Source organism: Maricaulis sp. ABE4_448 (assembly GCF_056160825.1).
Genome location: NZ_JBSWXX010000003.1, coordinates 366254 through 382250, shown reverse-complemented (window position 1 = coordinate 382250; position 15997 = coordinate 366254). Strand labels below are relative to the sequence as shown.

The window sequence follows — 15997 nt, the reverse complement described above, 5'->3', positions numbered from 1 at the left end:
CGCTTACTCCGCCGCTACTGCCGCCGGGGCGTCCTTGAGCGCGGCGCATTCGGCCAGCGTCTTGGATGCCCGGGCAACCGGGTTGGTGAAATAGAAATTGCGCACGGCCGGCGTGAAGGCCGCATCGGCGACATCCCCGTCGGCACCGATCGACTTGGCGTCGAACGCCGCCGCGCCTTCGGCTCCCGGGGCATGATCGATTCCGCCGAGCACGGGAACGACCTCGAACAGTTTCAGGCGCAGCTGGGTGAGATTGTCATAGGGCAGCGTCTTGCCGGCACGCTCGGACAGCGCGCGGAAGATAGCCCAGTTTTCCTTGGCCTCGCCCTTCGGGAAGACCGAGCGGAAAGCCAGCTGTACGCGGCCTTCAGTGTTGGCAAACAGGCCGTCCTGTTCGGTCCAGGCCGCACCCGGCAGCACGAGATCGGCGCGGTGAGCCCCGGCATCGCCATGGCTGCCGATGTAGATCACGAAAGCATCGCCGAACTTCGACATGTCCAGCTCGTCGGCGCCCATGAGGACAATCGTCTCCATGCCGCCCGACTGCATGCCGGCCACGTCCTGACCGCCCTCGCCCGGCACGAAGCCGAGATCGAGCCCCGCAACGCGGCTGGCGGCGGTGTGCAGCACCGAGAAACCGTTCCAGTCTTCGCTGACAGCGCCGACGGCGGCGGCCAGATCACCGGCCGCGCGCAGCACCTGGGCGCCGTCCTCGCGGGCCAGCGCACCGGCACCGACCAGGATGAGCGGACGCTTGGCGTCCTTCAGCGTCTTGATGAAGCCCGAGCGCTTCTTCTTCAGACCGGCCAGATCCTTGGCGCTCGTTCCGACATGCTCATATTCATAGCTCAGATCAACCGGCTCGCCGATCACGCCGACCTTGGTGTCATTGTGCAGCCAGGTCTTGCGGATGCGCGCATTGAGAATGGCCGCCTCGACGCGCGGATTGGCGCCGACGATGAGGATGGCGTCTGCTTCCTCGATGCCCGCGATCGTCGCGTTGAACAGGTATTCCTGGCGCGGACCGGTGCCCAGCTTGGCGCCGTCCTGGCGGCAGTCGATCGAGGCGATGCCCAGGGCATCTGCCAGATCCTTCGCCGCCTTCATCTCTTCTGCCGAGCACAGATCGCCGGCGATCATGCCGATCTTCGAGGCATCGCCGGACAGGCGCTTGGCCGCCACGTCCAGCGCCTCGCTCCAGCTCGCCGTGCGCAGCTTGCCGTTCTCGCGGACATAGGGCTTGTCCAGACGCTGCTTGCCCAGGCCTTCCCAAGCGTAGCGCGTCTTGTCGGAAATCCATTCCTCGTTCACGCCCTCGTGGACGCGCGGCAGGATGCGCAGCACGGCGCCGCCGCGGGCATCCACGCGGATGTTCGAGCCGACCGCGTCCATCACATCGACGGTCTCGGTCTTCTTCAGCTCCCAGGGGCGGGCGTTGAAGGCGTAGGGCTTGGAGGTCAGCGCGCCGACCGGGCACAGATCGATGACATTGCCGGACAGTGGCGACGTCACCGCGTTCTCCAGATAGGTCGTGATCTCGGCATCCTCGCCGCGGCCGATCATGCCGATCTCCGGCACGCCTGCGACCTCGGTGACGAAGCGGACACAGCGCGTGCACTGGATGCAGCGCGTCATCTCCGTCTTGATGATCGGACCCATTTCCTTGTCTTCCACGGCGCGTTTGTTTTCCGGGAAGCGCGAGCCGGTGCGGCCATAGACCAGCGACTGATCCTGCAGGTCGCACTCGCCGCCCTGGTCGCAGATCGGGCAGTCCAGCGGGTGGTTGATGAGCAGGAACTCCATCACCCCTTCGCGCGCCTTCTTCACCATCGGCGACAGCGTGTTCATGGCCGGCGGTTCGCCATTCGGCCCGCCACGCATATCGCGCACCTGCATGGCGCAGGACGCGGCCGGTTTCGGCGCACCGACGAGTTCCACCAGGCACATCCGGCAATTGCCGGCGACCGACAGGCGCTCGTGATAGCAAAAGCGCGGGATTTCCCGGCCCGCCGCCTCGGCAGCCTGCAACAGCGTGTAGGAATTCGGTACTTCGACTTCCTCGCCGTCGATAACGATTTTGCGGAGATCTTCGCTCATTGGATGAAGTCCCTACTCTGCCGCAACGGCCTGGCTGACAAACACGGGTTTGCCGGCGCGATAATTGTTGATGCGTTCCTCGATCTCGCCCCGGAAGTGACGGATCAGGCCCTGGACGGGCCAGGCGGCCGCGTCACCGAGCGCACAGATCGTGTGACCTTCCACCTGACCGGCGACGTCGAGCAGCATGTCGATCTCCTCGATCGAGCTCTCGCCGCGCGCCATGCGCTCCAGCACGCGCCACATCCAGCCCGTGCCTTCGCGGCAGGGCGTGCACTGGCCGCAGCTTTCATGGCGGTAGAAGTAGGAAATGCGTGCGATCGCCTTCACTACATCGGTGGACTTGTCCATGACGATGACGGCGGCGGTGCCGAGACCGGACTTGTGCGCCTGCAGCGCGTCGAAATCCATCAGCACGTCGTCGCAGATATCCTTGGGCAGCAGCGACACCGAGGAGCCGCCCGGAATGACGGCCTTCAGATTGTCCCAGCCGCCGCGCACGCCGCCGGCATGCGTTTCGATGAGCGTCTTCATCGGGATCGACATGGCTTCTTCGACATTGCACGGATTGTTCACATGGCCGGAGATCGAGAAGATCTTGGTGCCGACATTGCGCTCGCGGCCGAAACCGGCGAACCACTCCGCGCCGCGGCGCAGGATCGTGCCCGCCACGGCGATGGATTCGACATTGTTCACCGTGGTCGGGCAGCCATAGAGGCCGGCATTGGCCGGGAAAGGCGGCTTCAGGCGCGGCTGGCCCTTCTTGCCTTCCAGGCTTTCCAGCAGGGCCGTTTCCTCGCCGCAGATATAGGCGCCGGCGCCGTGATGGATATAGACGTGGAACGGCCAGCCATGGACGTTCTTCTCGCCGATCAGCTTGGCCTCATAGGCCTCCTTGACGGCCTTTTCCATCGCCAGGCGCTCGGTGACATACTCACCGCGCAGATAGATGTAGCAGGCGTGCGCCTGCATCGAGAATGAGGCGATCAGGCAGCCTTCGATGAGCAGGTGCGGATCGTGGCGCATGATCTCGCGGTCCTTGCACGTACCCGGCTCGGATTCGTCGGCATTGACGACGAGATAGTGCGGACGCGCGCCCACTTCCTTGGGCATGAAGGACCATTTCAGACCGGTCGGGAAACCGGCGCCGCCGCGGCCGCGCAGGCCGGACGCCTTCATCTGGTCGATGATCCAGTCGCGGCCCTGTTCGAGAATTTCCTTGGTCCCGTTCCATGCACCGCGCTGTTTGGCGCCGTCCAGACCGGGGTCGTGGTGGCCGAACAGATTGGTGAAGATACGGTCCTTGTCCTGGAGAAGCTGGGTCATGACTTAGCCCTCCGCCTTTTCGGACTTGCCGGTATTGGGAAGCGTGACCGGCTTGGCGCGCGAGCCGTCATAGAGGCTCTCATCGGTCAACATCTTGGTGCCGTGCGGCTCGGAGGCATTGCGCCCGGATTGCGGGCCGTACTTGACCTTTTTGCCGGCGGCGAGGTCGTCGAGCAGTTTCTCGAAGCTCTGCGCGTCGAGATCCTCGATGTAATGGTCGCCATCGGTGTTCGCGAGCTGGATCATCGGGGCATTGGCGCAGGCGCCCATGCACTCCACCTCGACCCAGGTGAACTTGCCGTCTTCGGAAATCTCGTGCTGCTTGCCGATGCGCTTCTTGCACACCGAGATCAGTTCGTCCGACCCGCGCAGCATGCACGGCGTGGTGCCGCAGACCTGGACCAGATGCTCACCGACCGGCGCCAGGTTGAACATGGTGTAGAAGGTCGCGACCTCGTAGACGCGGATATAGGGCATGCCCAGCCGGTCGGCGATCTCGCGGATGGCGGGCTCGCAGACCCAGCCGTCCTGCTTCTGCGCGATCCACAGCATGGGGATGACGGCCGAGGCTTTCTTTTCCTCGGGATATTTCGCCAGCCAGAACTTGATCTCGCCCTCGCTCTTCTTGTTGAAGGCGAAGCTGTCAGGCTGTTCCTTTGCCAAGCGCCGAACGCTCATTCCTCATCCCCTGTCGAAATCTCGGTGTCGCGAACATCCCGCAGGACCACGACCTGTTCCGGATGAAAGGCTTCACACCAGGCGTGGGCGTCGGAGATCGAAGCCTCGATGCCACCCCGTGTGCCATTGTGCGGAAAATCCGCGTAGTCGAGTTCGCTGGTCACACCAACCAGGGCCTCGCCGGCCTCGTTCGTGCGGTTCAGCCGGTGTTCCTCAAGGGTCGCGTGAACCGAATACCCGTCCGCGGCTGTAGCCACAGTCGTCACGCAGGACCCGCACAACGGCTCGCCGCCAGCCATGCGGCACCCCATCAGCGCCACCTCGGTGAAGACCGGAACACTGTCCGGCGCAGCATTGAGCACGGCGACATCGTACTGCGCCTGCGTCAGCGCATCGATACCGACCTCGCCGCCCGAGCAGGCCGCCACGCCGCAAAGCGCGATTATGGCAAGGCCACGCATCATTACCGGTCGATCTCCCCGAACACGACATCAAGGGAGCCCAGAATGGCCGACACGTCGGCCAGCATGTGACCGCGATTCATGAAGTCCATCGCCGCCAGGTGGGCAAAGCCCGGCGCGCGGATCTTCACGCGATACGGCTTGTTCGAACCGTCGGCGACCAGGTAGACGCCGAACTCGCCCTTCGGGGCCTCGACGGCGGCATAGACCTCGCCGGCCTCGACGTGGACGCCTTCGGTATAGAGTTTGAAGTGCTGGATGAGCGCTTCCATCGAGCGCTTCATCTCGGCGCGGCGCGGCGGCGAGAACTTCGAGTCGGTGGCCAGCACCTCGCCCGCATTCTCCTCCTTCATGAGCCAGTCGCAGCACTGGGTCATGATTTTCACGCTCTCGCGCATCTCTTCCATGCGGCACAGATAGCGATCATAGCAATCGCCGTGCTTGCCGACCGGAATGTTGAATTCCAGCTCTTCATAGACCTCGTAGGGCTGCGCGCGGCGCAGATCCCAGGCCAGGCCCGAACCGCGCACCATCACGCCGGAAAAGCCCCAGGCGAGCACATCTTCCTTGGTCACCACGCCGATATCGACATTGCGCTGCTTGAAGATGCGGTTCTCGGTCAGGAGGCTGTCGATATCGTCCAGCTTTTCCGGGAACTGGTCGCACCAGGCGCGGATGTCCTCGATCAGTTTCGGCGGCAGGTCCTGGTGGACACCGCCGGGACGGAAATAGTGAGCGTGCATGCGGCTGCCCGAAGCGCGCTCATAGAACACCATCAGCTTTTCGCGCTCCTCGAAGCCCCAGAGCGGCGGCGTCAGGGCGCCGACATCCATGGCCTGGGTCGTCACGTTGAGCAGATGGTTCAGGATACGGCCGATCTCGCAGTAGAGCACGCGCACATACTGGCCGCGCTTGGGCACGGTGATACCGGCCAGGCGCTCGGCCGCCATGCAGAAGGCGTGCTCCTGATTCATCGGCGCGACATAGTCGAGACGGTCGAAATAGCCGATGCCCTGGAGATAGGTCTTGTGCTCCAGCAGCTTCTCGGTGCCGCGGTGCAGAAGACCGATATGCGGGTCGACGCGTTCAACCACCTCGCCGTCCAGCTCCAGCACAAGACGCAGCACGCCGTGGGCGGCCGGGTGCTGGGGACCGAAATTGAGGGTGAACTTGCGTTCGCCGGATTGCGTCATGTCGTCGGCAGCCATGGCTCTAGCCCTCCGCCTTCTCGTCGCCCGGGATGACGTATTTGGCGCCTTCCCACGGGCTCATGAAATCGAAGTCGCGATATTCCTGGACCAGTTCGACCGGTTCGTAGACCACGCGTTTCTGCTCCTCGTCCCAGCGCACTTCGACATAGCCGGTGAGCGGGAAGTCCTTGCGCAGCGGATAGCCCTCGAAACCGTAATCGGTCAGCAGGCGGCGCAGATCCGGGTGGCCGGAGAAGACGATGCCGTACATGTCGAACGCCTCGCGCTCGAACCAGTCGGCAACGGGATAGACATGGTGGATCGAGGCAACCGGGTGCTCCTCGTCCGTCGACAGCTTCACGCGGACCCGGTGATTCTGGTGCATGGAGAGCAGGTGATAGACCACTTCGAACCGCTCGGCGCGCTGCGGATAGTCGACACCGCAGATATCGACCAGCGTCGTGAACTTGCAGGCCGGATCGTCGCGCAGCCAGGTGATCACATCCTCGACCTGGTCGCGATGGATCGTCACGGTCAGCTCGCCCTGGGTCACAGTCCAGCCGGTGACGGCGGTGGGCCGGCCCGCCTGGATATGTTCGCCGAGAACTTTCAGAGCTTCGCTCATCGCCTTGTCACTCCTCGCGCCTGCCATCACCGTTCGATCGAGCCTTCACGGCGGATCTTCTTTTGCAGTTGAAGAATGCCGTAGACCAGCGCCTCTGCGGTGGGCGGACAGCCCGGCACATAGACGTCGACCGGTACGATGCGGTCACAACCGCGCACGACCGAATAAGAATAGTGATAATACCCGCCACCATTGGCGCACGAGCCCATCGAGATGACGTAGCGCGGCTCGGGCATCTGGTCGTAGACCTTGCGCAGGGCGGGCGCCATCTTGTTGGTGAGCGTGCCGGCGACGATCATCACGTCCGACTGGCGCGGGGAGGCCCGCGGCGCAAAGCCGAAGCGCTCGACGTCGTAACGCGGCATCGAGGCCTGCATCATTTCCACGGCGCAGCAGGCCAGGCCGAACGTCATCCACATCAGCGAGCCGGTGCGCGCCCAGGTGACAAGATCGTCGGCAGCGGCGACCACGAAACCCTTGTCGGCCAGCGCATCGCTGACGCCGTCAAAGAACGGGTCGTGCTTCTTCGGATCATAGCCGGGAACGGTCGCGCGTCCGGCCGTGCCGGCATGAGGGGTCAGATCAGATGCCATTGTGGACTACTCCCAATCCAGCGCGCCTTTTTTCAGCTCGTAAATGAAGCCGATGGCGAGAACTCCCAGGAACACCATCATCGACCAGAATTCGAACGGGCCCAGATGATCCCGGAGCGTCACCGCCCAGGGGAAGAGGAAGGCGACTTCCAGGTCGAAGATGATGAACAGGATCGCGACGAGATAGAATCGCACGTCGAATTTCATGCGGGCGTCGTCGAAGGCGTTGAAGCCGCATTCATAGGTCGAGACTTTTTCCGGATCCGGCTTCGACGGAGCGATCACGAAAGCGGCCAGCATGAAGCCGAGGCCGATCGCGGTAGCCAGACCGAAAAAGATCAGGATGGGCAGGTAATCGAGAAGCAGCGCGTCCATCGCCAAGCCTCGCCTTCTAGCGTCGGTTTTGCGGTGCGGGAGGCCGTTGTTTTCAAGGTGTGATCCGCCTCGGGACGAATCAAGCACCGGCAACGGGACCCCCTGCCCGATTTGGCGCGGAAGCTAGAGCGCAGCGGCGCTGCGGGCAAGACCTAAAGGCCGCCCTCTGTCAGTTCTGGCGAATATAGCAGTACACAACGAACAATAAATGCGAATGATTTGCAATATTAAAATCAGCCGGGATGGCCCTGCCCATGCCGCTCGAGCCCGATAACCGAACGCCAGAAGGCGAACCGGAGGAAAGGCGAGCGGCGGGTAAACGTCCCATCCGGAAAAATATGCCAGGGGCGATAACCCCACCGGCAGACGAGCGCCCGGGCCTCGCGGCCGAAGCCTTCGGCATGCGCCGCCGCCAGGGCAGCCCGGCGTGTGCACCAGGTAACCCGGGCCCGCCGGAAAAGCCGCTTCGCCCGCCCGGTCACACCATTCGCCTGGCGCAATGCGATGCGCAGCGTGCGGTATTGGCGATAGCGCGCCGCCGTATCGAGCGCCAGTACGCCACATCCCAGCACAGCCAGCCCGTCCAGCCACCAATAGGGCGACACGGCGAAGGCGAGCACGAGGCAGCACGCCGCCAACAGCAGTGGCGGCCAGACCGGATCGATCAGGCGGAGAATCGGAAGGGGCCGGACGGATCGTGCGTTCATATGACGCAATCTGCCTGTCCGGCGGCAAGCCGCCAGCGGGATCGCCTGCCCGCCTGTCCCCCCTCTTGCCCCACCTCTTATATCAGCGCCTAGATGAGAATGCGATTGACTCGCATTAGTAACAATGACAAGACCCGCATCCGATCAACATCGAGGGGGCTCACCGTGTTCAATCGTCAATTCCTGCTGGCCGGAACGGCCGGCATCCTGGTTTTCGCTCTGACGCAGCCTGTAACGGGCCAGGAGGCAACGGACGGCGATGAGGACGTCATCACCATCCTGGGCGAGAAGATCGAACGCTCGCTGCAGGACACCCCCACCAGCGTCGCGGTGACCACAGCCGAGCGGATCGAGAACGAGAATATCCGCACCCTGTTCGATATCGTGAACCGCACCGCCAATGTCGGCGAGACCTATGGGCCGACCGAATTCACCATCCGCGGCATCTCCAGCAATAATGTCTCCGGCGGCGGCACCGGCGGCCTGGCCAGCATCTATGTCGATGGCGTGGCCGTGCCGGACGGCGTGACCGGCACATCGGCCGGCCCCTTCAACATGTGGGATGTCGAGCAGGTGGAAATCCTGCGCGGTCCGCAATCCACCCTGCAGGGCCGCAACTCGCTGGCCGGCGCAATCGTCGTCCAGTCGCGCGCGCCGACCTGGGAATGGGATGCCCGCGCCCGCCTGTCCGCGACGGATCAGGACGATGTCACCCTCTCCTTCGCCGGCGGCGGCCCGATCGTCGAGGACCAGGTCGCGTTCCGCATCGCCATCGAGAACCGCGAGTTTGACGGCATTGTCGACAACCCGACCCGCGGCGGCACGGTCGATGGCGTGTCCAACCTGCATGCCCGCGCCAGCCTGCTGATCGAACCGGATGCCATATCCGGCCTGTCGATCCTGGGCAGCTATACGCATTACGAACAGGAGTCGGGCTATCCCTACACCTATATCCGAACGGATACGCCGGACTTCTTCGACAACCGGATCAATACGTCCGACGCCCCCAATTCCAACGATTCAACGACCGACATGGTCACGCTCAATGTCGATTACGAGCTGACCGACCGGATCGTGCTGACCAGCCTGACCGCCTGGAGCCTGGTCGACACCTATCTGCAATATGACAATGATCTCAGCGCACAACCTGCTGCCTATGGCGACACGGACAACGAGACCGAGACCCTGACCCAGGAGTTTCGTCTCGATTATTCCGGCGACCGGCTGACCGGTCTTGTCGGCCTCTACCTGTCTGATCGCGACGTCGACAATGCGAGCTCCAGCCTGACGCTCGTCGACACGCCGGAAACCACTTTGGTCGGCGTGCTGCAGGGCCCGCCCTTCGGGCTTGATGCCGCCACCGCAGCCTTTGCCGCCGGCCTCTATGTGTCGGCATTGCCGCAAATTGCGGTCTCCTACGGATCGCAAGCCCCGTCCTCGATCGAGACCTCGGCCCTGTTCGCCGACGGACGGTTCGAGCTGACGCCGAAACTGACCCTGCTCGGCGGCTTCCGCTATGACCGCGAGACCTACACCATCACCTCCGACCAGACCGCCGTGTTTGCCGGCACCTATCCGGATCCGCTTGCCTATGGCCCCTACGCCCCGATCATCGGCGGTCTGAACCAGGTCGTCGATCTCTTCGTCGCCCAGGCAAGCGCCTCGGCGCCGGCGGACTCGCGCGATTTCGAGGCCTTCCTGCCCAAGCTCGGCCTGACCTACAACTGGACCGACGACCTTTCGACCAGCGCCATCGTGCAGCGCGGCTACCGGTCCGGTGGCTCGACCATCAATATCGCCCGCTCGACCGTCGTGCCCTACGATCCCGAATACACGTGGAACTACGAGCTCTCGCTACGCTCGCTGTGGCTCGACGGCGATCTCTCGGTCAACGCCAACGCCTATTACATCGACTGGACCGACCAGCAGGTGTGGGTCAATCTCGGCCTCAACGACTTCGACACCCAGACCGAAAACGCCGGCAGCTCGCATCTCTACGGGTTCGAGCTGGAAGTGGCCCACCGCGTCTCGCGCAGCTTCGACTGGTATGCCTCCCTTGGGCACACGAAGACCGAGTTTGACGATTTCGTCATCGTCAATGGCAGCTCCACCGACGATTTGTCCGGATCCGAATTCGCCTACGCCCCGGCCTGGACACTGGCCGCCGGCGCCAACTGGCGCTGGGACAACGGTGTGTTCGCCAATCTCAACGGCAGCTATCGCGACGAGCAATACACGCTGACCGGCGTCAGCCAGGCCGGCTCCGAAGTCGCCGCGCGGACACTCGTCAACGGCTCGGTCGGCTATGAGCAGGACAGCTGGGCTGTCTCGCTCTTCGTCAACAACGTGTTCGACGAAGACTATTTCCAGTACCGGCGGACCAATATTCCCTACGCCATCCTCGGCCAGCCGCGCGTCGTCGGCGTCACGCTCGAGACGAGCTGGTGATCGACGGCCTCGTCATCGCGGCGCTCCTGGTCACAGGTATCGCAACAGCCTTCACGCTCCGGCAGGCCTGGCGGCATCCCTCCGCCGCCAGGCCCGTCCTGATCCTGACCGGCTGGGCAGCCGTGTCTGCACTCGTCGTGATCGCCGCCATCGCCCTCGGCTCGGCCCGGGGCCCCGCCTTCGCCATGGCGCTGATGCCGGTCGGCGCGCTCGCGCTCGTCGCAACCGGCGTGAAACGGCGCGAGGCGAACGGCCGTGTCGCCCGGTCGCGCGCGCTTGAGCCCTCCTTGCGCGGCGCGAAGATCTGGCGCGGCGTCATGCGCACCCTGGTCGCGGCGCCGCTGGGCTGTGTCGTGTCGCTCACCCTGGGTATCACCTGGACCGTCTGGTTTCCGTCCGACCCGCAGACGCGGATTGTGCTCGGCGGCGTTCTCGTCCCCGTCCTGTGGGCCGGTGCCATGGCCTGGGCCCTCACCGACGACCGCATCCTGCGTCCCGCCCTCTCCATGATCGCGCTGACCCTGGCAGGCGCTGCGCTGATCGCAATCGAAGGCTTCTGACATGGCTGAACGAAAACGGGCCAAGGCAAAGACCATCTGGCCGCGCGTTCCCGCGCCCTTCGTGCAGGCGGTACTCGCCGGCCACTCCTCGCTGGGTCTGGCCTTTGCGGCATTGATCTATCTGGTCTGCTTCTCCGGAACGGTCGCCGTGCTGGTGCATGATTTCGAGCGCTGGGAAGCGCCGGTGGTTGCGCCTGTCGAGGTCGCCGGCCCTGAAACCGCAGTCGCAACCGCCCGGACGCTCCTGAGCGAACACGACGCGGTCGAACACATCTTCATTTCCCTGCCCGACATCAACTCGCCGCGTACGCGCGTTTACGCCGAGCTGCATGATGGTGAGATCCTGGAAGGTTTCGCCGACACGGACGGCACCTGGTCCGGCCCGGCACAGACGCCCTGGTCGGCCTTCATGCTCGGCCTGCACATCGATCTGCACCTGCCCCACGCCGTCGGCTCCTTCGTGGTGGGCATGACCGGGGTGGCGCTGCTTTCCCTGCTGATCTCCGGCCTCCTGTCGCATCCGCGCATCTTCCGCGACGCCTTCCACATCCGGCTGGGCGGCACGAAACGCCTGCAGGAGGCCGACCTGCACAACCGGGCCGGCATCTGGGCCCTGCCCTTCCACATCGTCATTGCTCTGACCGGCGCGCTGCTGGGCCTGACGACGCTGATCGCCGGCACGCTGGCGCTCGCCTTCTTCAAGGGCGATGTGGAACAGACCTATGCGCTTTTCTTCCCGCCCGCGCTGGAGGACGACACCACGCCCGCGCCGGTCCCCGATCTCGAGGCCATCCTGGCCGATGCCGCGGCCCGTGCGCCCGGTGCCGAGCTGCGCATGCTGCGCCTGGACCATCCGGGAGAAACCGGTCAATCCGTCCACGTCACAATGGGTTATGCCGACAAGCTCGCCTTCGGCGACAGCTATATCTATGACGGCAATGGCGCCCTGTTCCACAGCGAGCAAGTGTCCGAAAGCTCGCTGGGTACGCGCATCCTGCAGACGATCGGCCCCTATCATTTCGGCTGGTTTGCCGGCTGGGTCTCCAAGCTCGCCTATATCCTTCTGGGCGCCGCGCTGACCTGGGTGACCAGTACGGGCGTCGCCATCTGGACCGCCCGCCGCCGTTCGAAGGGCCATCCGGCGCCCGTCACGGAACGCCTTTGGGCCGCAACGGTCTGGAGTCAGCCTTTTGCCTATGCGCTCTCGGCCCTGATTGCGATCGTGTGGCCCGGCCCCGATCCGCTGCTTGTCTGGGCTATTGCGACCGGACTGTGCCTGGGCCTCACCGTACCTTTCGGCCCTGTTACCCTGTCCGCGGGCCTGCGTGCTGCGAGCGCGATCCTGCTGACCGCCCTGCCGCTGGTGCATGTGCTTCGGCACGGCGCGGACTACGCCGACCCTGTGGCCTGGGTGATCAATGCCGGCCTCCTCGCAACCGCCGCGCTGATTGCCCTCAGTCTCGCCTGGCGCGCCGCCCCGGCCCGCCAGTCCAGCCTGGCCTGAAAAACAGAACCGGACAGCCGGGGGCTGAAAAAGCATCCACGCGCCCTATATCGAAGGTCGATAGCCACGAAAGAGGTACGGAATGCCTGTTCTGAACTCCAAAGAGGCCCGCCAAGGTGAAAAGGGACATGGCGTGCGTTGGGTCCTAGCGATCTCCACCACCGCCGCCGCAATTGCGCTCTTGCTGTTCCTAGTTGCGAACGCCTGACGGGCGCCACCCCATCGACGGCCCCTGCACCATCGGCCGCTGCGGCTTTCCCGCGGCGCGAATATGCCTAGAGTGATCGTTCGCTGCGGACGAACGGGCAGACCATGTCGGACTATTACGGAGTTATCGGCTTCCTGCTGATTGCGGGCGGGTTTTCCTGGCTGGTCGATCACAGCCCGTTCTCGAAACACACGCTGTCGCGCGCGATGGACGTGCACCGGCGCCGCTGGATGGATGGCATGGCCAACCGCCAGGTGCGGATCATGGACAGCCAGATCATCGCCGGGCTGCAGAACGGCATCGCCTTCTTCGCCTCGACAGCCCTTCTGGGTATCGGTGCCGCCTTCACACTCATAACGGCGCTGGATCCGGTGATGAGCGCGGTACAGGACGTGCCCTTTCTGGACACCTCGTCGCGGCTGCAATGGGAGGTGATGTCGCTGGGCCTGCTGGTGATCTACGCCTATGCCTTCTTCAAGTTCGGCTGGGCCTACAGGCTGGTGAACTATTCCGCGATGTTACTCGGCGCGACGCCGGATACCGGCCGTGACGAGGCGGCTTCAGAGGAAATCCTGGCGGCTGCCCGCCGGGCCGGCGCGATGAATGTCGTCGCCGGACGCCAGTTCAATCGCGGTCTGCGCGCACTCTTCATGTCGATCGGCTATCTGGCCTGGATCGGCGGCCCGGCCGCACAGATCCTGGTAACGCTGGCTGTCGCGGCAATCCTGGTCTACCGGCAATTCGCCAGCCCCGCCCTCGCAGCGCTGAGGGCCGGAGACATGCCCGCTCAGGGCTAGATCGCATTTCGACTGCCCCGGCGAGCCCGGAAAACATTGCACTCCGCCCCCGAACGCGTCCATTTTGCCCCGATAACAAATTCGGGGGAGAGGCCATGAGCCTGGGGAATTCGATACTCAACGCCGTCGAGCGAGCCGGCAACCGCCTGCCCGATCCGGTGACGATCTTCTTCATCCTGATCGGCGTGGTGATGATTGCGTCGCTGGGCCTGTCGATGCTGGGCGTCTCCGTCGAACACCCCGTCACCGGTGAAACGATCGAGGTCGTGAACCTGCTCACCGGCGCGCAGTTGCAGAATCTCCTGGTGAACATGCCGGCCGTGCTTACCGGCTTCGCTCCGCTCGGCATGGTCCTCGTGGTCATGATCGGCGCCGGTGTCGCGGAAAAGACCGGCCTGTTGGCAGCAGGCATGCGCGGGATGGTGTCCGGCGTGTCCAACATGCTCCTGACCCCGACGCTCGTTTTCGCGGGCGTGATGGGCAATCTCGCAGTGGATTCCGGCTATATCGTCATGGTGCCGCTGGGCGCGGTCGTGTTCGCGGCCGTCGGCCGGCATCCGGTTGCCGGTCTGGCGGCGGTCTTTGCCGGCGTCTCTGCCGGTTTCTCTGCCAATCTGGTAGTCACGTCGCTTGAGCCGCTTCTCTTCGGCATTACCGAGACGGCCGCACGCTCCATCGAAACCGGCTGGACGCTGAACAATCTGGACAATTACTACTTTACCATCGCCCTGACCCCGGTCCTGGTCGTGGTCGGCACGCTGGTGAACAACTACATCGTCGAGCCGCGCCTGGGCAGCTGGGAACGACCTGCCGACTTCGCCGAACCCGAAGACAGCGGAGCCTTGTCGCAAAACGAGCGCAAGGGGCTGGTCTGGGCGGGTATCTCCATCCTCGTCATGATCGCCATCATCCTCGTGATGACGGTGCCATCCAACGGCATCCTGCGCGGCGCTGAAGGCGGACTGGGTCCCTTCTTCCGCTCCATCGTCGGGATCCTGATGATTGTCTTCCTCGTCGCCGGCGGGCTTTATGGTGCCGCCGTCGGCACCGTGAAATCAGACCGTGACCTCGTTCAGCTCGGCACGAAGTCCATGGCCGATATGGGCGGCTACATCATCCTCGCTTTCGCCATGGCACACTTCATCGCCCTGTTCGGCGCGTCAGAAATCGACACAGTCATCGCCATCTCCGGTGCTGAAGGGCTTCAGGCACTCAACCTGCCGGCACCGATGCTGATTGTCGGCATGGTACTGCTGGTGGCCGTACTTAACCTGTTCATGGGCTCGGCCTCGGCCAAATGGGCGCTGCTGGCTCCGATCTTCGTGCCGATGCTGATGCTGCTGGGCATTTCGCCGGAAGGTTCGACGCTGGCCTATCGTATGGGCGACCAGGCCACGAACATCATCACACCGCTGATGCCCTACCTGCCGCTCATCCTCATCTTCGCCCAGCGCTACGTGCCGGAATTCGGTCTGGGCAGCCTGATCGCAACCATGCTGCCCTACTCCGTGGCCATCCTGCTCAGCTCGATTGCCCTTCTCGGCATCTGGTTTGCGCTCGATCTGCCGCTGGGGCCGGACGGCGCCAGCTTCCACTACGATATCTCGACAGTGGTGCAGGATACCGGCGGGGAGAATTGACGCCCCGCCGGCGTCCGGTCATTTCGTGATCGAAACGCCGCCATCGGCGAGATGGGCGGTGCCGGTCACAAAGCTCGACAGATCGCTGGCCAGGTATAACGCCGCGCCAGCGATCTCGTCGGGATCGGCGATCCGGCCGAGCGCGTGAATACCCTGCACATAGGCCCGGATCTCGTCGGTCGTGGCAAACTGCGCCGCCATCGCGGTATCCGTACCGCCCGGCAGCAGCGCATTGACGCGGACACCGCGCGGCCCCGCCTCGGCGGCCAGCGCCTGTACCAATCCGATCAGACCGGCCTTGCCCGCAGAATAGACGCTCATGCCCGGCATTCCGGCCGTATGGCCGACAAAGGAGCCGGTGAAGATCAGCGAACCGCCGCCGCGGGCATAGAGTGCCGGCAGCTGGAAACGCGCCGCATGGAAAGCGCTCGTCAGATTGGCGTCGAGTGTCGCATGCCAGTTCTGTGCGGTCTGTTCTTCGATCGGTGCGAGATCACCCAGCCCGCCGGCATTGTTGAAGGCAATATCCAGCCCGCCGAAATGCTGCATGGCCGTCTCGACCAGGCGTTCGGCGAGCGCCGGATCCGCGGCATCGCCGGCAATTGCCAGAACCTCGCCGCCGGCCTCGCGGATTTCGCCGGCCACGCGGTCCAGCGCCTCCGGCCCGCGGGCATTGATCACCAGGCGGGCACCCTCATGGGCAAAGCGCAGGGCGGCCGAACGGCCGATCCCTGCGCTGGCACCTGTGATGATGGCGGTCTTGTTCGTCAGAAGTGACATGATGCGTC

15 protein-coding genes are annotated in these 15997 nt (G+C 64.2%); 5 read left to right on the top strand and 10 right to left on the bottom strand.

What is annotated here, in order from left to right; translation table 11 throughout:
• Positions 1-3: 3 nt before the first annotated feature.
• From nuoG to ACXAJV_RS10820, 9 genes are all read right to left on the bottom strand, one after another.
• Positions 4-2097: an NADH-quinone oxidoreductase subunit NuoG gene (gene nuoG / locus ACXAJV_RS10860; RefSeq protein WP_475085240.1), complete on the bottom strand. Its 2094-nt coding sequence runs from the start codon at positions 2095-2097 to the stop codon at positions 4-6.
• A 12-nt stretch (positions 2098-2109) separates the two neighbouring features.
• Positions 2110-3423, bottom strand: a complete 1314-nt coding sequence (gene nuoF, locus ACXAJV_RS10855) for an NADH-quinone oxidoreductase subunit NuoF (protein WP_475085238.1) — start codon at positions 3421-3423, stop codon at positions 2110-2112.
• A 3-nt stretch (positions 3424-3426) separates the two neighbouring features.
• Positions 3427-4101, bottom strand: a complete 675-nt coding sequence (gene nuoE / locus ACXAJV_RS10850; protein ID WP_475085236.1) for an NADH-quinone oxidoreductase subunit NuoE — start codon at positions 4099-4101, stop codon at positions 3427-3429.
• On the bottom strand, positions 4098-4565 hold the full coding sequence (locus tag ACXAJV_RS10845) for a hypothetical protein (protein ID WP_475085234.1): 468 nt from the start codon (positions 4563-4565) through the stop codon (positions 4098-4100). The genes nuoE and ACXAJV_RS10845 overlap by 4 nt, the downstream gene beginning before the upstream one ends.
• Positions 4565-5770 carry an NADH-quinone oxidoreductase subunit D gene (locus ACXAJV_RS10840; RefSeq protein ID WP_475085232.1) on the bottom strand — a complete coding sequence of 402 codons (1206 nt, stop codon included), beginning with the start codon at positions 5768-5770 and terminating at the stop codon, positions 4565-4567. The genes ACXAJV_RS10845 and ACXAJV_RS10840 overlap by 1 nt, the downstream gene beginning before the upstream one ends.
• A 4-nt stretch (positions 5771-5774) precedes the next feature.
• Positions 5775-6377: an NADH-quinone oxidoreductase subunit C gene (locus tag ACXAJV_RS10835; RefSeq protein WP_475085230.1), complete on the bottom strand. Its 603-nt coding sequence runs from the start codon at positions 6375-6377 to the stop codon at positions 5775-5777.
• Positions 6378-6403: 26 nt separating this feature from the next.
• On the bottom strand, positions 6404-6970 hold the full coding sequence (locus ACXAJV_RS10830; RefSeq protein WP_475085228.1) for a NuoB/complex I 20 kDa subunit family protein: 567 nt from the start codon (positions 6968-6970) through the stop codon (positions 6404-6406).
• 6 nt (positions 6971-6976) lie between these two features.
• Positions 6977-7345 carry an NADH-quinone oxidoreductase subunit A gene (locus ACXAJV_RS10825; RefSeq protein WP_475085227.1) on the bottom strand — a complete coding sequence of 123 codons (369 nt, stop codon included), beginning with the start codon at positions 7343-7345 and terminating at the stop codon, positions 6977-6979.
• 233 nt (positions 7346-7578) lie between these two features.
• Positions 7579-8052, bottom strand: a complete 474-nt coding sequence (locus tag ACXAJV_RS10820) for a hypothetical protein (protein ID WP_475085225.1) — start codon at positions 8050-8052, stop codon at positions 7579-7581.
• Between the two features lie 165 nt (positions 8053-8217).
• Between ACXAJV_RS10820 and ACXAJV_RS10815 the strand changes: the two genes are divergently transcribed.
• The 5 genes from ACXAJV_RS10815 to ACXAJV_RS10795 all read left to right on the top strand — a co-directional run bounded on the left by ACXAJV_RS10815 (position 8218) and on the right by ACXAJV_RS10795 (position 15209).
• A complete protein-coding gene (locus ACXAJV_RS10815) occupies positions 8218-10500 on the top strand; it encodes a TonB-dependent receptor (RefSeq protein WP_475085222.1) in 2283 nt (760 codons plus the stop codon).
• On the top strand, positions 10497-11060 hold the full coding sequence (locus tag ACXAJV_RS10810) for a hypothetical protein (protein WP_475085220.1): 564 nt from the start codon (positions 10497-10499) through the stop codon (positions 11058-11060). Before ACXAJV_RS10815 ends, ACXAJV_RS10810 begins: the two co-directional genes overlap by 4 nt.
• Before the next feature lies 1 nt (position 11061).
• Positions 11062-12564: a PepSY-associated TM helix domain-containing protein gene (locus ACXAJV_RS10805; protein ID WP_475085218.1), complete on the top strand. Its 1503-nt coding sequence runs from the start codon at positions 11062-11064 to the stop codon at positions 12562-12564.
• Between the two features lie 312 nt (positions 12565-12876).
• Positions 12877-13569 (top strand): DUF599 domain-containing protein, encoded by a 693-nt coding sequence (locus tag ACXAJV_RS10800; protein ID WP_475085217.1) that lies wholly within the window; start codon positions 12877-12879, stop codon positions 13567-13569.
• A 95-nt stretch (positions 13570-13664) separates the two neighbouring features.
• Complete coding sequence (locus ACXAJV_RS10795; RefSeq protein ID WP_475085215.1) at positions 13665-15209, top strand: AbgT family transporter; 1545 nt, start codon at positions 13665-13667, stop codon at positions 15207-15209.
• Between the two features lie 18 nt (positions 15210-15227).
• Here ACXAJV_RS10795 and ACXAJV_RS10790 read toward each other — a convergent pair whose 3' ends face one another.
• The gene (locus ACXAJV_RS10790; protein WP_475085213.1) at positions 15228-15989 is read right to left on the bottom strand and encodes an SDR family oxidoreductase; all 762 of its coding nucleotides are present in this window, start codon (positions 15987-15989) and stop codon (positions 15228-15230) included.
• Positions 15990-15997: the final 8 nt, after the last annotated feature.